This window comes from Microcoleus sp. K5-D4, assembly GCF_036704575.1.
GTDB lineage: Bacteria > Cyanobacteriota > Cyanobacteriia > Cyanobacteriales > Microcoleaceae > Microcoleus.
Window position 1 is genome coordinate 23,775 of record NZ_JAUBSD010000016.1, and the last position, 18,561, is coordinate 42,335.

At 45.4% G+C, this 18,561-nt stretch carries 15 protein-coding genes; 8 read left to right on the forward strand and 7 right to left on the reverse strand.

From position 1 onward, the window contains the following. Positions 1 to 75: 75 nt before the first annotated feature. On the forward strand, positions 76 to 498 hold the full coding sequence (speD, locus tag QUA77_RS07465) for an adenosylmethionine decarboxylase (protein ID WP_006633984.1): 423 nt from the start codon (positions 76 to 78) through the stop codon (positions 496 to 498). An 84-nt stretch (positions 499 to 582) separates the two neighbouring features. On the opposite strand, the gene QUA77_RS07470 is transcribed toward speD, so the two are convergent. Beyond that, positions 583 to 1,179, reverse strand: coding sequence for a hypothetical protein (locus tag QUA77_RS07470; RefSeq protein WP_333449727.1), 597 nt, complete (start codon positions 1,177 to 1,179; stop codon positions 583 to 585). A 145-nt stretch (positions 1,180 to 1,324) separates the two neighbouring features. Here QUA77_RS07470 and queF point away from each other — a divergent pair, with 145 nt between their 5' ends. Next, on the forward strand, positions 1,325 to 1,744 hold the full coding sequence (gene queF / locus QUA77_RS07475) for a preQ(1) synthase (protein ID WP_333389911.1): 420 nt from the start codon (positions 1,325 to 1,327) through the stop codon (positions 1,742 to 1,744). A 189-nt stretch (positions 1,745 to 1,933) separates the two neighbouring features. Further along, entirely contained in the window at positions 1,934 to 3,172 is a 1,239-nt protein-coding gene (locus QUA77_RS07480) for a DUF4365 domain-containing protein (RefSeq protein WP_333449728.1), read from the forward strand. Positions 3,173 to 3,285: 113 nt separating this feature from the next. Here the strand turns inward: QUA77_RS07480 and QUA77_RS07485 are convergent, their stop codons facing one another. The 3 genes from QUA77_RS07485 to QUA77_RS07495 form a co-directional block, all read right to left on the reverse strand. Next, positions 3,286 to 4,698, reverse strand: coding sequence for a cytochrome c biogenesis protein (locus QUA77_RS07485; protein WP_333449729.1), 1,413 nt, complete (start codon positions 4,696 to 4,698; stop codon positions 3,286 to 3,288). 303 nt (positions 4,699 to 5,001) lie between these two features. Next, entirely contained in the window at positions 5,002 to 5,733 is a 732-nt protein-coding gene (locus QUA77_RS07490) for a cytochrome c biogenesis protein CcdA (RefSeq protein WP_333233091.1), read from the reverse strand. Between the two features lie 559 nt (positions 5,734 to 6,292). Continuing rightward, positions 6,293 to 6,997 carry a pentapeptide repeat-containing protein gene (locus QUA77_RS07495; RefSeq protein ID WP_333063618.1) on the reverse strand — a complete coding sequence of 235 codons (705 nt, stop codon included), beginning with the start codon at positions 6,995 to 6,997 and terminating at the stop codon, positions 6,293 to 6,295. Positions 6,998 to 7,602: 605 nt separating this feature from the next. Here QUA77_RS07495 and QUA77_RS07500 point away from each other — a divergent pair. Further along, a complete protein-coding gene (locus QUA77_RS07500; protein WP_333036021.1) occupies positions 7,603 to 8,313 on the forward strand; it encodes a tetratricopeptide repeat protein in 711 nt (236 codons plus the stop codon). Positions 8,314 to 8,422: 109 nt separating this feature from the next. Here the strand turns inward: QUA77_RS07500 and QUA77_RS07505 are convergent, their stop codons facing one another. Then, positions 8,423 to 9,763 carry a peptidylprolyl isomerase gene (locus QUA77_RS07505; protein ID WP_333449730.1) on the reverse strand — a complete coding sequence of 447 codons (1,341 nt, stop codon included), beginning with the start codon at positions 9,761 to 9,763 and terminating at the stop codon, positions 8,423 to 8,425. A 119-nt stretch (positions 9,764 to 9,882) separates the two neighbouring features. Here QUA77_RS07505 and QUA77_RS07510 point away from each other — a divergent pair, with 119 nt between their 5' ends. Next, positions 9,883 to 10,434, forward strand: coding sequence for a peroxiredoxin (locus tag QUA77_RS07510; protein ID WP_333063620.1), 552 nt, complete (start codon positions 9,883 to 9,885; stop codon positions 10,432 to 10,434). Positions 10,435 to 10,655: 221 nt separating this feature from the next. On the opposite strand, the gene QUA77_RS07515 is transcribed toward QUA77_RS07510, so the two are convergent. Next, complete coding sequence (locus QUA77_RS07515; protein ID WP_333449731.1) at positions 10,656 to 11,147, reverse strand: phosphate-starvation-inducible PsiE family protein; 492 nt, start codon at positions 11,145 to 11,147, stop codon at positions 10,656 to 10,658. 381 nt (positions 11,148 to 11,528) lie between these two features. Between QUA77_RS07515 and QUA77_RS07520 the strand changes: the two genes are divergently transcribed. After that, the gene (locus QUA77_RS07520; RefSeq protein ID WP_333449732.1) at positions 11,529 to 12,131 is read left to right on the forward strand and encodes a superoxide dismutase; all 603 of its coding nucleotides are present in this window, start codon (positions 11,529 to 11,531) and stop codon (positions 12,129 to 12,131) included. Between the two features lie 94 nt (positions 12,132 to 12,225). On the opposite strand, the gene QUA77_RS07525 is transcribed toward QUA77_RS07520, so the two are convergent. Next, positions 12,226 to 14,961 carry a bifunctional acetate--CoA ligase family protein/GNAT family N-acetyltransferase gene (locus QUA77_RS07525; protein ID WP_333449733.1) on the reverse strand — a complete coding sequence of 912 codons (2,736 nt, stop codon included), beginning with the start codon at positions 14,959 to 14,961 and terminating at the stop codon, positions 12,226 to 12,228. A 412-nt stretch (positions 14,962 to 15,373) separates the two neighbouring features. Between QUA77_RS07525 and pflB the strand changes: the two genes are divergently transcribed. Continuing rightward, positions 15,374 to 17,602 carry a formate C-acetyltransferase gene (pflB, locus tag QUA77_RS07530; protein WP_333449734.1) on the forward strand — a complete coding sequence of 743 codons (2,229 nt, stop codon included), beginning with the start codon at positions 15,374 to 15,376 and terminating at the stop codon, positions 17,600 to 17,602. Between the two features lie 180 nt (positions 17,603 to 17,782). Continuing rightward, positions 17,783 to 18,523: a pyruvate formate-lyase-activating protein gene (gene pflA / locus QUA77_RS07535; RefSeq protein WP_333036008.1), complete on the forward strand. Its 741-nt coding sequence runs from the start codon at positions 17,783 to 17,785 to the stop codon at positions 18,521 to 18,523. Positions 18,524 to 18,561: the final 38 nt, after the last annotated feature.

The following is an 18,561-nucleotide window of genomic DNA, read 5'->3' on the forward strand; positions in this document are numbered from 1 at the left end:
CTTGCAAAATTTTTGACATCGTGATAAGGTTAAAAGGTTTGAGACTTAACATCAATAGAGGTAAAACCCCGCAGAATGAAACAATTGGGAACCCATCTGGTCGCTGATGCTTGGCAGTCTCCTGGAGACCTGCTCAACGATCCTGAACGTATCCGCCGCGCTATTCTCGATGCGATCGAAGCCGGAGGAGCTACTCTCATCGATTTGTGCGTACACCAGTTTAGTCCTCACGGAGTGACAGCTACTGCTACTTTGGCAGAGTCTCATATAGCAATCCATACTTGGCCTGAACACGGTTATTTTGCTGCGGACTTATTTTTCTGCGGAGCCGGCGACCCTCACCGAGCCATGAAGGTGCTACAGACAGCTTTGGAAGCTAAACAGGTAAAACTCACTGAGTTCACGCGCGGTTTCGAGCCAGGGGTGGGCATTGTAGGTTCTGCTTGTGAAGAGCAGTATGCCCCTCGTTCAGTAGAAACGAGTGCCGCCAGAGGATGATGGCCAATTAGCGTAACTTTGAACAATTTATGCTAGGTTTTGTTTGAAATCCCACGGATCGAACCGTGGGATTCTTGTTGGAATTTACTTTTTCATTAATAAAGGGCGGACAACTAAATAACCTGCACCGAAAGCTGCAATCACAATCAGAAAAATCGCGATCGCCAACCACAATCCACTTAAGTCTGAGGTTTTTTTGAGTTGAGATCGGACACGGTAAGGAGTTTCCGGCACCTCTGTAAATAATTTTTCGGGAAGTGGCTGTGGCATCGAGGCGGGTGTGGGCTCCGGGTCCGGTAGTGGGAAGGGGAAAGCCACTGTCTGAGGTGGTTGAGGTATGGCAGAGTTAGTCTGCGAGGTTGCAGGTGGTGGGGGCGGAGGTTGAACGCTGAAATTGAATTTGACTGACGGCATTTGAGGCATCCCTGTCTGGGTGACGCTCTGAGCGGAGTTGACTACTTGCTGTAACTGTTGGGATACTTGAACTACTGTTTCTACTTCTCGCCGCAGTTGTTGATTTTGTTGGACTAATTGCTGATTGTGGGTTTTGAGGGAGTCCACCATCGCTTGGGCTGCTTGCAGCTCTGCCGTGACTTCTCGATAGAGGGAAATTGGTACTGATGGAGAGTAACTATTTGAGTTTTCAGGGGAAGTATTGTCAGATAAGGTAGTATTTTGCATAATTGTAGATGGCGAGGGTGAACTTGTTTTAGTTTAGCCTGAGAGTATTTGCAATTAGATCGATCACAACACAATTCGTCAAGATATTTGTTACAAATATTGAACGTAAATTTAATTTAATGTTACAAACTTTTAGTTAATCGCTATGAACAACTACGCACCGGAACAAACTATGTCGCAAAAGTCAAGCACCGAGGAAATGAAATACGGCGAACGCCAGATTTTGGAAGGGGAGTTAATTACTTTCCCGAATCCGCGAGTCGGGCGGCGCTACTCGATTAACATTACTTTGCCGGAGTTTACTTGCAAGTGCCCATTTTCTGGCTATCCCGATTTTGCGACAATTCACGTTACTTATGTGCCCGACGAGCGGGTGGTAGAGTTAAAGGCGCTGAAACTGTACGTTAACAGTTATCGCGATCGCTACATTTCTCACGAAGAATCGATCAATCAAATTTTAGACGATTTTGTGGCGGCTTGCGCGCCGCTGGAAGCGACGATTAAGGGCGATTTTTCGCCACGGGGGAACGTGCACACTGTGATTGAGGTGCGGCACGAGAAGTAGCAGGTATAGCCCAATCAAATTAGAATTTTTAATAACCTCACTCACAGAAACCGGGTTTTTTGTTCATTATCGTAGGGTGGGCAGCGTTAGCTTTGAGAGGATTAAGTTGAGCTAGAGCGTGTCACTTGCCCACCCTATCATCCGAACGGGCTAAAATAAGTCTTCTAGAAGCGATTTAAAGTTAGAACAATGCAATCTCATCCAAGCTCTAGAACTGGAAGAATTGGTATAGCTGGCACACAACTAATTTTTGAAAAATTAGGCTGTATTTTTCGCGAACAACCGATAGAAGATTATGGGATCGATGCCCATGTTGAATTTATTGAAAATGGTCAGGCAACTGGAAAGTTAATTGCCTTGCAAATCAAATCAGGAGATAGCTGGTTTAAAGAAAAAAATGGGAATAATATCATTTTTCGCGGCAATAACGAGCATTTAAAATATTGGCAAAATCACTCCCTACCTGTCATTGTTGTTTTGTATAAAGACAGCGAGAATACTGCCTATTGGCAGGCAGTCAACAATAATACTATTCAAAGAACCCAAAAAGGGTGGAAATTATTAATGCCGCTGGATCGACAAGTCAACCCTCAGGCTCTCGAACAACTCAAAAAGTTGAGCCAAAAAATAATTTCTGCCCGTGAATATACGGAAATATCTTTACAAGATGTGAGTCATTCCCAGGCAAAAAGATATTCTGCAAAGATACTTTTGAACCGAGAATTTACGAAGGATGATATTATTCAAGTTATCAAAGATGTTACTAATAAATTACAAAACAGAGAATATTATAGAAACAAACAACTTGAAGAAAGATGGCGCAACACAGAAGCTCATGTAATCTGGATTTATTTGTATTTGTCGCCCGAAGATTACCACAACAGAGCAAATTGGATTTGCATGACTCAATGGATTAGTAAAAAATTATCTCCTGAATTTGTCCCCCTACAGCTAGATGGAGAAACAATTGATGGAGATATAGTTGTAAAATGGAATGAAAACTGTCAAGAAAGATCTAGGATAAGCAGATTGTATGAGTTACCGAAGGAAAAATTCTTAGATTTAATGATGAAACTTGCAGATCCAATTATGGAGATTGTCACTCAGATCGAAAATGTAATCAATCAATATAACTCAGGAGAAATAGATGAGGCAAGATACATGAGTTTGATGTCAAATTTTGATTCAAAAGTCACAAAAATTTATTTTGAGGCAACTGATATAGGTTCAGCACCTATAGAATGTAGAGATCTGAGTCAGCAATTTCAAAACTTGGCAGCAATTACCCATAACCTTGTTTTACCATTTTCCGATCGTGGCTTAAAAACTTGGGACAAAGCAGCGAGAAAAAACTTAGTGCAGATGTATTTGACGGATTATCATAAAGAGTTACAGAAATTCGATTTCGAGTTAGAAAAAATAAATTAGCCTTGTAGGATGCATAACACAAAGCTACGCATCGGCGATCGGTGTGTCATAATTTCACTATATAGCCTTTCTCAGTAGCATAATTTGTAAGGTGGGCAATGCCCACCCTATCATTAGTTTTGATTAGCTAGAGAAGTCTCACTAATCGCACTTTTTGCCTCTGCTGTTTTCGATTCTGCCAACTTGTCCAAAATCTCCACAACTTCTCTTTCAAAACTTACCTGGGCACGATTCGTGCGCCCGCCGATGTATAGTTTGCCGTTTTTTTCCAAAGCCCAAATCTGCGAGTGAGACAGATAGCTCATCAGCACGCTGAGCATTAACAACCCGAAGCCAGTATAAACTATTGGAATTCCTGGATCGGCTTTAATTTGCAATCCCGTACTGCCTACAACTTCGTCAATTGTCAGCATTACTCCGTTAACTTCTACCGCCGTCCCTGCGCGAACTGTAGTTAACAATTTGCCATCCGTACCGTACACTAACATCGTTCCTTGCAAGTCTTTTGCTAGCAGAGAAACTCCCGCACTCAAATCGGGTTTTGTGGGAATCCAAGCACCCCAAATTCGGCCTTTACCTTGAGTATCTAGCTGAGCCATTGGCAATTGTAAAACCGGGCTTTTGTTGAGGCGAACTCGCACCGCCGCTATTGCCCAATCTGCTTGATAAAATGTGACTCCCCGGTATCTGAGGGGCTCGTTAACGTGAATGGTTTTGCGATCGACCTCTTGGCCTGTTTTGTCCAAAACTGACAGGTCAGAGTAAAATTGGTCGATTCCGCCCTCGGGAGTATAATCAATCCAGAACCGATTAACTCGCATCGACCAATCCTTCGGTATTTGCGGCCCGGCCCAAGGCCCCGCATCCAAGATATTCTGCACCTGAAATGTTTCGCCGCTGGGAACAATTTCTTGACCGAGAAATCCCGTCATTGCGCCCCATATCGACCCAGCTAAAATAATTAGCATACTGGCGTGAACAATAATCGGGCCGACTTTGCCAATTATTCCCTTGCGAGCATAAACTTTTTCACCTTCTCGAAATATGCGGTAGTTTTTTTGCTGCAAAAGTGGTTCTAATGAAGTTAAAGCAACTGTTTCTAATTCCGCACTCAGAGCTAATTTTTCAAACTGCTTTGGTTCTTCATAAAATTTCCAGCGGCGGGCGGCTTTTAATGCGGGAAATTGTCGGGTAAATGTACAAGCTGTTAAGCTGCTGCCGAACAAAATTAAGATTGACAAAAACCACCAAGTGCGGTATACGTGGTCAAGTCCTGCAATTAGCACAACTTTCCAAGTTAGGAAGCCGAACAAAGCGGGGTGTTCTGGATAGTTAGATTGGTAAAAGGGTACTGATTGACCTTGTTCGATGACGGTTCCAGAAATGCTGAAAAATGCGATCGTCAGCAGCAAGATAATTGCTAGCCGCAAATCTGCTAGCACCGGCAAGATTTCTCGCTTGAAAAACCTTTGAGGGGCAGTCGCCCAGTTTGATAGTTTAGATAGAAATACTTCTTTTGATGTCATTGGTAATTATGAAGGAAGTTCGGCAACGGATTTTGTAACGGATGGAAGGAAGTTCGGCAACGGATTGTGTAACGAATGTAACGGATGGAAGAAGGGAGAAGGAAGAAAAAGGAGGGAAAAACAACAGATAAAAAATATTATTATTTTTATTGAGAAAGTCTCAATCAATTTTGAAGTCTTTCTCTTTTCTTTCTTCCTTCGTGTTCTTCCCGTCTGCGCGGTTCGTTAAATAAAAACTTAATTCACGCATTCCGTAGTGATTGCTATATCTCTAAATAAGGACTGAAGTCCTTACTACAAGCATTACGCGGGAAGGATTCGGGAAAGCAGAGAGAAAACGCCAAATCCTACTAGCAAAACGCCGCTAACAGGCGTAATCCAACTCGACCACCGACGTAATTCTAACAACTTTTTAATGCTGGCAGTAAAAGTACCTGCTATAATCAGCGGAGCGACGTAGCCAGCAGCATAAAACAGCAGCAACACACCACCTAAAACTGTATCTCCCGTTTTGGAAACCCAAGCTAAGAGTGTAGCTAAAACCGGCGTGCTGCAGGGAGACGCTACTAAACCAAAAGTTAAGCCCAATAAGTACGATCGCACGCCCGCCGGTAAATCTTTCGGCACCCACCCCACAGCGTCGAAAGACGGCATTTGTAAGGGTAAAGCTTCGAGTAAATTCAGCCCCATTAGAATAGCAATAATGCTGACAAGAATCGGTAAACCCAGGCCAATTTTCCCATAGACTTGTCCGGCAAATGATGCTACAATACCCAAACCCGCCAGGGTGGTGGCTAATCCCAGGGAAAACCACGCAGACTGGGCGGCGGCTTGCAGGCGGCTTTTTGCTTCGTATCCGCCGATGTAGCCGATCGTGATCGGCAACATTGAAAGCATACAGGGCGTTAAGCTCGTTAGCAACCCTGCCAGAAAGATGACTCCGACGCTGACTAGACTGAGGTTTGTCAGTTGAGTATTTACTAAATTATTAGCAAATTGTGCGAGTTCGTAAAGTTGAGTTTGCAGGGTTTCCATCAGTCGATTTTAGATTTTAGATTCTAGATTTTAGATTGACTCCACAGCCGATCGATTTTAGATTTTAAATTTTAGATTTTAGATTTTAGATTGACTCCACAGCCGATCGATTTTAGATTTTAGATTTACTCTACAGATGAATCTGGGAGTTTAAACTAAATATCTAATATTTTTGCTCTTCACGACTCCTGTCGGGGGCTGGTATCCCTAGGCAGGTGACTTCAGGTTCGGGGCTGTTCTGGCTTTGTTGAAAATTGTAACAGATGCGCGCAGGTTCGGTTTGAGATTTAAGATTTCAGCGAGATTTACTGGTTCGGAGTTAAAAGGTCGATCGCACCCTGGTTTAAATTAATATCTTGACAGCATCCTCAACAAGCTGTTGGCAACGGGCGCAGCTTGGGAGTTAAAAGGTCGATCGCACCCTGGTTTAAATTGATATCTTCACAGCATCCTCAACAAGCTGTTGGCAACGGGTGCCGCTACCCCAGATAATTCATTGACTGCGAAATCGGCCCTAAAGCCTGTTGTGGAAATTATTCAAGCAGACCTTAATTTTACTCTACTTTAAATTAAAGCCACTTTCTTCATTAATAGACCCGTCCGGCATTATTGCCCCTGCCAGCACCGCACCTCTGAGATTTGCTCCCGTTAAAATAGCGCCTTCTAAATTAGCATTGCTCAAATTTGTGACTTGTTTGGAACCTCGGAAAAAGAAGCTGTGCAAGTCAGCACCTGTTAAATTAGTGTCGGCCAAATTAGCATATTGCAAGTCAGCACCGTGCAGCGTCGCATCCGTTAAATTAGCTTCGGTAAGATTGCTTCCCCAAAGTCGAGAATCTAAGACATTAGCATCTTCTAAATTGGCGCGGCTCAGATTTGCCAAAGTCAGATTCGCATCCCACAACTTCGTGCAGTTGAAATTAGCTTCGGTCAAATTGGCTCGACTGAGATCCGTGCCTAAAATATCAGCATTTGCTAAATTAGCGCCGGTGAGGTCTGCGTCCGAAAGATCAGCATTTTTTAAGTTAGCACCGGACAAATTAGCGCCGGACAAATTAGCGCCGCTCAAATTGGCTTCTTGGAGATTGGCTCCCCGCAAATCGACGGCGCTCAAATCGCACTGTTTCCACAAAAAACTGACGCACCAATTATCCTTTAATAGGTGACTCACATCATCCCCATTCGCCGCCATCACAGGAGGAGTTAAGTAGAGAGTGAACAAGACGATCGCCAACACGGCAGCGAAGAAAGTTTTCAACCTCATAACTCTTTTCATTGACACTAATTTGCGCCATAAATTATTGATGTTTAATCCAAGCATAGCAAATAATCTGCAACTTTCCTCAGCAAGATTACTCAAAAATATTAGTGTAGTGAAAGGTTAATCAGGGCTGACGCAGGTACAAACTCAACTTAGTCAGTCTTAGACGCGCTTTGAGGTAGAAACCCGGTTGCTTCACAAATGCCTCGCTGCCAAACTAATATTTTTCCTAAAAACCTGGTATAAGATAACCGCAAGTTCGATCGAGGTTTGCCAGTGCAATATCGCTACAAAGTAATACTTGCTGCAGGCAGTTGCGATCGCTTTCCCAGGGGCATACCTGCAAACCATCCTGGTATAAACTGCTCAATATGGGAATCAAGAAACCGCTCCTATAGCCTAGAAGCCTTATATTTAAAGGGTTATAGACGCAATTGTTGTTAATTGCGATCGGCATCACTAACTAAGGCTAACCCTCCTCACACAACTCAAGCCCCAGCATCACCCAATCTCATCAAACTTATCACGTTCCTGAGACTGCGGATATCACTGTCAATAGCTCAGCTATGGAGGAAAATAAGAGCTTACAGTTCAACAGCACTTCTCCCATGCCTACTATCCCCCTTTTCCCAACCCAATTAGTTGTCACAACTATTTTCAATTCGATCGAATCTTTGGGATTCACTAATATTGCAGGCGTATTTTCGGGGGAGCAAGCTGAATCCCGACAAGAGGCAAATTTAAAAGTTAGTACAAAAAAGTTTTACACTCAGGGTTTAAAAAATCTCGAACAACAAGACTTGCACGGCGCTATTAAAAATTTTACTGCCACAATTAACATTAATCCGCAATTCGCGTCAGCTTACAACGATCGCGGTGTGGCCCGCTACAAATTAGGCTACAAGCAATCGGCGATCGAAGATTTAACTACAGCCATCGAACTCAATCCTTACCGAGCCAAGTATTACAGCAATCGGGGGTTTATGCTGACTGGTCTAAAAGATTATACTGCGGCGATCGCCGATTACAACTCGGCACTCCTGCTCAACCCCAATTTAACCCAAGCTTACTTTAACCGAGGTGCTATCCACCTGCAAATGGAAAATTCCCTGGCAGCACTAGCTGATTTTGAGTCCGCAATTCGCCTCGATCGCGATTTTGCTAAAGCTTATTTTAACCGAGGAGTAACTAGATACAAATTGAGAGAGGTTCAGGGAGCATTTGAGGATTTTCAGAAAGCTGCCGAGCTTTTTAAGCTGCAGGGGAGAATGGATTCTTATCAAGATGCAGTTTCTCAAATTACAAAGCTATGGTGTTAGTTGAATTTGGCAATTGGGAATAGGGAATAGGGAATTGGCTATTGATAATCAGGTAGGGTGCACCGAAGAGCACCCTACCCTTATATTTATTGCGTGAGTCTTGTTAAAGTTAGCCAATTCTCAAGGCCGCGTCTCCGGGGGGCAAGTTATCGGCAAGGTAAGCAGAAGAAAAGTTAATTTCAAAAGCAGCATTTTGAACTGCTGCAGGAGTGGCATTTTGAACCACAGCCAAAGTAGCTCCTCCAAATTGAATGAGTGTGTTGCTGCCTGATTGGGTGAATGAGGTGTTGGATAAAGGGCTGGTCAAGCCAATACGATCGCCATCTCCCGGCCTAAAATCAAGAATTATATCGCTCGTCCCATCCAACTCCAGAATTTCACCCGTAACCCGAACAAACGTATCACTACCGCCACCGCCGGTGAGAGTATCGCTGTCACTATCGCCGATTAAAACATCGTTACCATCGCCGCCGATTAAAACATCGTTTCCTCTGCCACCTCGCAAAACGTCGTTATCAGCATCGCCATTGAGATTATCGTCGCCGAGATTTCCGTTGATAATATCGTCGTCAACACCGCCGCTAATGGAGTCGTTACCTTTGCCGCCTCTGAGAAAGTCGTCGCCTTCTTCGCCCGTGAGGGTATCGTTGCCTTGGCTGCCGTTAATTCCATCACCATACGTGGCTTCACCGAGGATGCGATCGTTTGCGCTACCTCCCACTACACCGCCGAGATTTTGCTCATAGTCTTGGGGAGTGACTTGATAGTTGTTCGGGGTGTTGGCCAATCTGAGGGGTCGCAAAGGCAGATTTGCCAAATTGCTAATGTTAATGGAATCGTTAAGGAAATCAACATCGGTAATGATGCTAGAAACCCGACTGGGGACTATGCCGTCAACGACTTTTGCAGTCGAAATGCGATCGCCCTGCTGCACCGCATTCACCGTTTCAAAACCTTGAATAACGTTGCCAAAAACAGCATAATTACCGTCCAAAAATGGCAACTCATCCAAAGCAAAATAAAACTGCGAAGAAGCCGAATCCAAAGCATTAGAACGAGCCATGGCCACAGCCCCTCGATTATGCCGCAACTGCGGCGTCTGGGTTACAACTTGGTTGTAAACAGGTTGCGCGGCCCCTTGCGGCTTGATTTCCAAAGGAATAAAACGCGCCTGATTGGTATCCGGGTCAATAAAACTACCCGTTCCCAATTGACTTGCTGGAATTGTCGTATCTCTGCTGCGCGGATCGCCTCCTTGCACCACAAAAGGATCTGGCTGGCGCACAACTCGGTGAAACATCACCCCGTCGTAAATGCCTCGTTCAACTAAGTCAACAAAATTTCCCCCAGTAATCGGGGCATTAGTGCCGTCTACTTCGATCGTAATGGGTTGACCGTTAATTACCTGGACTACTATAGCTTTGCCTGTTAACGGGAGTGCAGCGCTCATGGGTAAATTGCTATTTGAGTGAGTGATCTTTGGGTTTTAGAAGCAATCCGCGAATTGCCCCTACCCATTTAATCAGAAAACTGTAAACTTGTCTTAAGTACAGTTCTACTTCTAAATTTATGATGTCCCGTCGCAAATTTTTTAGCACTTTATTGGCCATTTGTCTAGTTGTTCTAAGTTTCAATTTTGCCGCACCTGCATTGGCCCTCGGTGGCAAGCTTCCGACGGTAAATCAACCAGCGCCAGATTTTAGTTTGCCGACAAACAGCGGCGACGGACAAGTGTCCCTGTCGGATTATCGCGGTAAGTGGCTGGTAGTCTATTTTTATCCGAAAGACTTTACATCGGGATGTACGATCGAAGCGCGGAGATTTCAGGAAGACTTGCCCAAATACTTGGCAAAGAATACTCAAATTATCGGTATTAGCGCTGATGATGTCGATTCCCATGCGGAATTTTGCGATTCCGAAGGTTTGAAGTTTCCGCTGTTAGCTGATACGGATGGTAAAGTGAGCAAAGCTTACGGTTCTTGGATGAGTTTTATCTCGGCGCGCCACAGTTTTATTATTGACCCTGAAGGCGTTTTACGGGAAACTTTTGTGAAGATTAATCCGGCGATTCACTCGAAAGAAGTGTTGGCTCGTTTGGGGGAATTGCAGGCTAACGGGTAATACCATTTTAAATTTTAGATTTTAGATTTTAGATTTTAGATTTTAATAATTGGGCATGGCTGATGAAGCTTGTATTTGTAGTGAGGACTAAAGTCCTCTGTATTTTCAGAGGATTTTAGTCCTCACTACAAACGTTGTAAATCTAAAATCTAAAATCGGCTGTGCCACCATACTCAGTGAGAATTAAACTGGTTCTTGATTGCAACAGAATCGGAAGAAAATTACTGAGCGGAAAATTTTCTATTTCTGCTAGCAAGGCGGCGTTCCGGGTCAATTCCCTCGAAGGTTGGCGGCAACCAAACTCGGACTACCAACAACACTCCCAAAACCAGCAAAAAAGCGCCTGTTGATAATATTTGAACCCAGGGAGTTTCCAGCACTCCCCGCACGATAACTTCTCGCAAAACAGATACTATACAGACTTCCACAGCCACACCTATCGAAACCCGTTGCTCTTGCAAGTAAATAATTAGCAGCCGAAATAATTCCACTAAAACTAATAAAAATAGAATGTCTGCCGTCACTTGCTGGAAATTCAAAGGAGGCAGCAGCGAGAAAAACATTTCTCGCAGTTCTAGCACCATGAAACAAAACAAACCGATACATAGGGAAATGACAATTAAGTCTTGGACTGTTTCCAGAGCGGTGACGATTAATTGCAGATTCAACCATTGAGGGGGGTGACTAGACGAGTTGTTTAAACGCTTTTCCATTGACATATCCTGCAACTTGTTTGACTTTCTTACAGCTTAATTGAACTTAGGTTAATCTTTGACAATTTACAGGTTTAATCTATTTATCAGTCTCATAAAATTTCGATGGGTTGACAATTTCACACACAGTTTTATTTGCCTCCAGGGTGGCTTGACATTTAGTGATAGTTTATGCTAGATGATGCCTGCAATAAGTAGCTTTGATATCTAAAAAATAGAAGTCTGAATCCTAAAATGCTGCAACTGCTATAAAATAGGAAAATTGTAAAGAATTATTTACCACAGCTTGATAAACTCAAGCTAGTGACTCTCGGCTTTAATCATACAAAAGCCACCAAGTCAACCGAAAAACCCAAAGTAATCCAGAGAGGATTGAACACCATGGCATTTGAACTCGCACCATTACCCTTCGCCGCTGACGCCCTAGAACCAGCTCATATGTCGGCTGAGACGTTTTCGTTCCACCACGACAAGCACCACGCTGCTTACGTGACCAATCTGAATAAACTGATTGAAGGAACGGAAATGGCGAGCAAATCCCTTGAAGAAATTGTCAAGGAATCTGCTAAAGACCCATCGAAAGCAGGCATTTTCAACAATGCAGGTCAAGTTTGGAACCACAATTTTTTCTGGAATTCCCTTAAACCGGGCGGCGGCGGCACTCCGACAGGAGCTTTAGCTGAGAAAATCAACGCTGACTTCGGCAGCTTCGACAAATTCAAAGAAGAATTCAAGACTGCTGCGACAACTCAGTTCGGTAGCGGCTGGGCTTGGCTGGTTGTAGACAATGGCACTTTGAAAGTTACCAAAACTGCTAACGCTGACACCCCGCTAGCACACGGCCAAACTCCTTTGCTGACTTTGGATGTGTGGGAACACGCTTATTATTTGGATTTCCAAAACCGCCGTCCCGACTACATTACTAATTTCTTGGATAATTTGGCTAACTGGGATTTCGCAGCAGCAAATTTGGCTGCGGCGTAGTAGCATCTGAGTTTCAGGATTAAAGTCCTCACTACAAACCTATAAAGTTTGTAGTGAGGAATTTTAAATGAGAATTATTTAACTCACCTTGCTATTAGCAGACAAAAACAGCTTTCAACATTCCTTCGCTTCGGTCTGGTTGCAGTTCAAATCCTAGTTTTTTACAGAGACTCTGCATCTTGTAGTTGCTATTGAGAATGTAGCCGACGATCGCCTCTAATTTCTCTTCCTGACCAATTTGCAGCAGCCTCCTCAATAATTCTGTTCCCAAACCGCGCTGCTGATAGCTATCGCTAACGATCAGGGCAAATTCGGCTTCGTTTTTGCCGTGGAGTTTGCTCAGACGCGCTACTGCCAAAATCCGGTGTTCTGAGGTTTCCGGGTCTTGACGATCGGCTACTAACAGCATTTCGCGATCGTAGTCAATAAAACAAATCCGGGTCAAACGTTCGTGAGCAATGCGGTGCTTTAACTTTACCATGTGAGCGTAGCGCAAATATACGCTCTCTTCGGAAAGTTCTTGGTGGAACAGCACCATCAGCGGCTCATCTTCTGGGCGAATCGGACGGATGGTGATGGGACGATCGCCGTTTGTTGACCATTGTTGAACGTATTGCGTAGGATAGGGGCGAATCGCGGGTGAAATGGGGTTTTCTGTTGTTTGGAGAACAACGCGGGCATCAAGAGCGATCGCACCTTCAGGAGAAACCAACAGCGGATTAATATCAATCTCGGCAATTTGAGGTTGCTCTACAATCAGTTGACTGAAACGAACTAATAACTGTTCGAGTTGTACCAAGTCAATTGCCGATCGACCGCGCACTCCTTGCAAAGCTTTATAGATGCGCGTTTGCTCCATCATACGCCGCGCTAGGGTGGTATTTAAAGGCGGAAGTGCCAGCGATCGATCTTGAAATACTTCCACTAATTGTCCGCCGGAACCAAACAGCATCACCGGCCCAAATTGTGGGTCAATACTGCTACCCAAAATTAGTTCATAGCCTTCCAAATGCACCATCGGCTGCACGGTTACGCCGAGAAACGCTGCCGGATCGATCGCCCTTACCCGCTGGGCGATCGCCTCAAAGGCACTAATTACAGCCTTAGCATCGCCTAAATTTAGTTGGACACCCCCCACATCGGTTTTGTGAGTAATCGTCTCAGAATGGAGTTTTAGCACCACAGGATAACCGAGGCGATCGGCAATTTCCACAGCTTCGGCCACACTCGCTGCAATTTCTGTCGCTACGGTGGGAATGCCGTAAGCTGCCAGCAACTGTTTTGATTCGTACTCGGTTAATAGAGTGCGATTGTTTTGGCGGGCGGCAGTCAAAATTTTCGCAGCAGTCGCACACCCGGAAGTCTCGATTTCGCAATCAGCGGGGAGAGAGGGCGTTTCGTAGATAGCGCGCAGGTTGTACGTGTACCGCCACATATAGTTGAATAACCTGACGGCGGTATCGGGATAGGGGAAAGTCGGAATATTTGCCTGATTGAGAATTTGCGTTCCCGCTGACACTTCCACACCGCCCATCCAGCTTGCTAATAAGGGCTTTCCGAGTTTGCTGTAAGACTTGAGTTTTTCTGCGGTTTGGGTGGGATTTGTCATCGCTTGTGGCGTCAGGATGACCAGCAATCCGTCACTATTGGGATCGGGAGCGACCACTTCTAGAGTTTTGGCGTAACGATCGCTACTAGCATCGCCCAAAATATCGATCGGGTTGTGATGACTCCACTGAGGCGGCAAAAACTCATCAAGCTGCTGCACAGTCTCCGGTGCCAGATTTGCCAGCGCACCGCCGTCGCTAATTAAGGCATCAGTGGCGATCGCCCCTGGGCCTCCGGCATTGGTGACGATCGACAGGCGGTTGCCTTGCGGTCGCGGTTGCTTTGCCAGAATTTCTGCCATGTCGAACAAATCGGAAATCGTATGTACGCGCAACGCGCCACAGCGGCGGAAAGCAGCGTTAAGCACGTCATCGCTGCCGGTCAAAGCTCCCGTATGGGAAGCGGCGGCTTGGGCGGCGGCGGCGGTACGTCCTACCTTGAGAATGATGATCGGTTTGTCGATCGCCACTGGGCGGGCGGCGGACAGGAACGAACGAGCATCACCCATAGATTCCATGTACAAAACGATACTGTGAGTATGGGGATCGTCCCCGAAATACTCGATCAGATCGCCCCAACCGACATCGAGCATAGAGCCGATCGACACAAAAGCGCTAAAACCGACATTTTCCCCCAAACTCCAGTCAAGAATCGAAGTACAGAGGGCGCCGCTTTGACTGATGAAGGCGACATTACCCGGACGGGCGATCGTACCTGCAAAAGTAGCATTGAGCCCAAGCACGGGATTCATCACGCCGAGGCAATTTGGGCCGATAATCCGCATTCCGCCCTGACGCGCTTGGGCCATCACTTGCTGTTCTAAAGCCTCCCCAGCCGCACCAATCTCTTTAAAGCCAGCAGAAACAATAATTGCTCCCTTCACCCCAGCAGCGATACATTCGCGGATCACTTGCGGCACCCCAGCAGCAGGCGTAGCAATCACCGCCAGATCCACTCTTTCCGGGACGCTAGCAATGTCAGGATAAGACTTGAGTCCCAAGACGCTGCGGCGCTGCGGATTCACCGGAAAAACTGTTCCGCCAAACGGATTCCGAATCAAGTTCCACAGGAGAGTTCGTCCGACGCTTCCTTCTCTCTCTGTTGCGCCGATTACAGCCACGGACTGAGGCCTAAAAATCCGATCGAGCGGATGACGCTGTTCTTTCCAAATATCGTGAGCCGGATCGCTCGCAGTGCTTTGATTTCTTGAATTTATCTGCATAATACCCTACTTCAATTAATCAGCAATTAATATTGCTCTGCTTTCGATAAAACTTTTGGCATCAAATCAGAACTATTTTTCTGCTATTCTTCTGCTTTTTATTCCTCTTCTTCTGGTCTTCGCGGTTCGCGACCAAAAATCTCATTGCGGGTTTCCGACCGACCCGCCCTTAAACAACATTTCCGTTGTCAAAGTGTTAGTTCGGAATCCCATTTTGTCAGAGCTTCCTCAAACATCCCAGAGGATGTTCTGCATACTATCTATCTTAATTCTTCCCACAGAATTAGGAAGTCAAGTTTTGTAACAAAGAGCGAACAGGCTATTTAAAATATTGAGATTAAATATATAGTAGATATAGGGGTAGAAAAATAAAAAGTCTATCGCTAACAAAAGATTGAGGTGAAAGGAAGCTATGTTAGTACAATGGCACGGCTTTACTGAAGGCAACTGGACAAAGGAAGTTAACGTCAGAGACTTCATCCAAAAGAATTACACCCCCTACGAAGGGAATGCAGAATTTCTCACAGCACCAACAGAAAAAACCCAGCAGCTTTGGCAAAAAGTTCTGGAATTAATGAAGCAAGAGCGCGAAAAAGGTGTATTGGATGTTGATACAAAAGTTCCCACATCTATCACGGCTCATGCAGCAGGATACATCGATCGCGACTTAGAACAAATAGTAGGTTTGCAAACAGATCGACCTTTGAAACGCGCGATTATGCCCTTTGGCGGAATTCGCGTTGTCAAGGCAGGTTTAGAAGCTTACGGCTATCAGCTCGATCGGCAAACTGAAGAAATATTTACGAAATATCGCAAAACTCATAACGATGGTGTATTCGATGCTTACACGCGCTCGATGCGTCTGGCGAGACGTTCTGGTATCATCACAGGTTTGCCAGATGCCTACGGACGCGGGCGCATCATCGGTGACTATCGGCGCGTTGCTTTGTACGGTGTCGATCGCCTAATTGATGATAAAAAAACACAGCAAGAATCGCTCGAACTAGACGCGATGGACGAGGCAACAATTCGCTTGCGCGAAGAGTTATCCGAGCAACTTCGGGCATTGTTTGAGTTAAAAGAAATGGCTGCTAGCTACGGCTTTGATATTGGCAGTCCGGCGGCAAATGCACGAGAAGCTGTCCAGTGGGTGTATTTTGGCTACTTGGGAGCAGTGAAAGAACAAAACGGGGCAGCGATGTCTCTCGGCCGCGTATCGACGTTTTTAGACATTTATTTCGGGCGCGATTTGCAAAGCGGCGCGAGTTCAGAACAAGAATTGCAAGAACTGATCGACCATTTTGTAATGAAACTCCGCATGGTGCGGTTTTTGCGAACTCCCGACTATAACGAGCTGTTTTCTGGCGATCCAACTTGGGTAACAGAGGCGATCGGCGGTATCAGCGATGACGGTAGAACATTGGTAACTCGCAACAGTTTCCGATTCTTGCACACCCTCTCAAACCTCGGTACTGCACCAGAACCAAATCTCACCGTTTTGTGGTCGGAAAACTTGCCGGAAAACTTCAAACAATTCTGTGCGAAGGTATCCAGCGAGACGAGTTCGATTCAGTACGAAAACGACGATTTGATGCGCCCTCAATACGGCGATGATTACGCGATCGCCTGTTGTGTCTCCGCGATGCGAATTGGCAAGCAAATGCAGTTTTTCGGCGCGCGAGTTAACTTGGCCAAGACTTTGCTCTATGCGATTAACGGCGGTAAAGATGAGAAGTCCGGCGACCAAATCGCGCCGCAGTTCCCAGCGATTACTACCGAATATCTCGATTATGACGAGGTAAGAGCGCGGTTCCATGACATGATGGCGTGGTTGGCAAAAACGTATATCAATACGTTGAATGTCATTCACTATATGCACGACAAATACTGCTACGAACGGCTGGAAATGGCATTGCACGATCGCGATGTTTACCGGACAATGGCCTGCGGAATTGCCGGATTGTCCGTGGTGGCGGACTCGCTCTCGGCGATTAAACACGCTAAAGTTAAAGTGCTTCGCAACGAGCAAGGTTTAGCCGTAGATTACTCGATCGAAGGAGAATATCCACAATACGGCAATAATGACGATCGCGTAGACAGTCTAGCCATCGAACTCGTGCAAAGCTTCATGAACGAAATTCGCCAGCACAAAACCTACCGCGGCGCTGTAGCGACTCAATCGGTACTCACGATTACTTCTAACGTAGTGTACGGCAAAAAAACTGGTAGCACTCCCGACGGACGTAAAGCAGGCGAACCCTTTGCTCCCGGTGCTAACCCGATGCACGGCCGAGATTCCTGTGGGGCGATCGCATCCTTATCTTCTGTAGCAAAACTGCCTTACAGTGATTGTCAAGATGGCATATCGAATACTTTTTCGATTCTACCGCAGGCCTTGGGCAGAATGGAGGACGATCGGACTAATAACCTAGTTAGTCTTATAGACGGTTACTTCCACGATGGCGGCCATCACATTAATGTTAACGCGCTCGATCGGCAAACATTACTAGATGCGATGGAACATCCAGAAAACTATCCCCAGCTAACAATTCGCGTCTCCGGTTATGCGGTTAATTTCATCAAACTTACCCGCGAACAGCAATTAGATGTGATTAAACGCACGTTCCACGAACGGGTATAGCTTCTGACTTCGCTCAGCTACCAACCTAAACGCTGTCTGAGCAAAGCCCAAACTCAAACTTCGACTTCGCTCCGTTAACGATTTAACCGCTGGCTGAGCGGAATCGAAGGCCAAACTAAAACTTTAACTTGACGGCTGACTAAGCGGAGTTGAAGCCAAGCAAAATTCAAAACCAAATCAATGTCTGGAATTGGTCGCATTCATTCAATCGAAACATTTGGTACCGTAGACGGCCCCGGAATCCGGTTTATCGTCTTCACCCAAGGCTGTCCTTTACGCTGTCTTTACTGTCACAATCCCGACTGCCACAATTCCCACGATGGTAAAGAAGTAACCGTTGATTATTTAATCGATCAAATTACAAAATGTAAATCCTACCTGCGGAAAGGAGGCGTTACAGTCAGCGGCGGCGAACCGTTGATGCAGCCGGATTTTGTCAGAGAAATCTTTAGTCGCTGTCATCAAATGGGATTGCATACAGCCCTAGACACATCAGGATTCTGTCTTTTAGAAGTGGCTAAACCGGTTCTGGAAATGACCGATCTGGTTTTATTGGACATCAAATCCTACATTCCAGAACTGTATTACAAAGTCACCAACGTTTCCATCGAACCAACTTTAGCAATGGCTAAATATCTCAGCGAAATTGGCAAACCGACGTGGATTCGGTTCGTTCTAGTTCCTCACCTCACAGATGCCATCGAAAACGTAGAAAAACTAGCGAATTTTATTGCCAATCTGAACAATGTGGAAAAAGTCGAAGTATTACCATTTCATAAAATGGGAGAATACAAATGGGAACAATTAAAACTGGATTACGAACTCAAGGATACACCTCCAGCTTCACCGGAACTCGTGCAACAAACAGTTGATATTTTTCGCAGTCGCGGCGTCAATGCGATCGGAGCTAGCGGTATATAATAATTAAAAGACCGCGTTCACAACTCACCAACAATCTT

Bases quoted from the DNA above. Each gene is read 5' to 3' on its own strand.
- speD (WP_006633984.1), top strand. From the start codon at position 76: ATGAAACAATTGGGAACCCATCTGGTCGCTGATGCTTGGCAGTCTCCT.
- QUA77_RS07470 (WP_333449727.1), bottom strand. From the start codon at position 1,179: ATGCAAAATACTACCTTATCTGACAATACTTCCCCTGAAAACTCAAAT.
- queF (WP_333389911.1), top strand. From the start codon at position 1,325: ATGAACAACTACGCACCGGAACAAACTATGTCGCAAAAGTCAAGCACC.
- QUA77_RS07480 (WP_333449728.1), top strand. From the start codon at position 1,934: ATGCAATCTCATCCAAGCTCTAGAACTGGAAGAATTGGTATAGCTGGC.
- QUA77_RS07485 (WP_333449729.1), bottom strand. From the start codon at position 4,698: ATGACATCAAAAGAAGTATTTCTATCTAAACTATCAAACTGGGCGACT.
- QUA77_RS07490 (WP_333233091.1), bottom strand. From the start codon at position 5,733: ATGGAAACCCTGCAAACTCAACTTTACGAACTCGCACAATTTGCTAAT.
- QUA77_RS07495 (WP_333063618.1), bottom strand. From the start codon at position 6,997: ATGAGGTTGAAAACTTTCTTCGCTGCCGTGTTGGCGATCGTCTTGTTC.
- QUA77_RS07500 (WP_333036021.1), top strand. From the start codon at position 7,603: ATGCCTACTATCCCCCTTTTCCCAACCCAATTAGTTGTCACAACTATT.
- QUA77_RS07505 (WP_333449730.1), bottom strand. From the start codon at position 9,763: ATGAGCGCTGCACTCCCGTTAACAGGCAAAGCTATAGTAGTCCAGGTA.
- QUA77_RS07510 (WP_333063620.1), top strand. From the start codon at position 9,883: ATGATGTCCCGTCGCAAATTTTTTAGCACTTTATTGGCCATTTGTCTA.
- QUA77_RS07515 (WP_333449731.1), bottom strand. From the start codon at position 11,147: ATGGAAAAGCGTTTAAACAACTCGTCTAGTCACCCCCCTCAATGGTTG.
- QUA77_RS07520 (WP_333449732.1), top strand. From the start codon at position 11,529: ATGGCATTTGAACTCGCACCATTACCCTTCGCCGCTGACGCCCTAGAA.
- QUA77_RS07525 (WP_333449733.1), bottom strand. From the start codon at position 14,961: ATGCAGATAAATTCAAGAAATCAAAGCACTGCGAGCGATCCGGCTCAC.
- pflB (WP_333449734.1), top strand. From the start codon at position 15,374: ATGTTAGTACAATGGCACGGCTTTACTGAAGGCAACTGGACAAAGGAA.
- pflA (WP_333036008.1), top strand. From the start codon at position 17,783: ATGTCTGGAATTGGTCGCATTCATTCAATCGAAACATTTGGTACCGTA.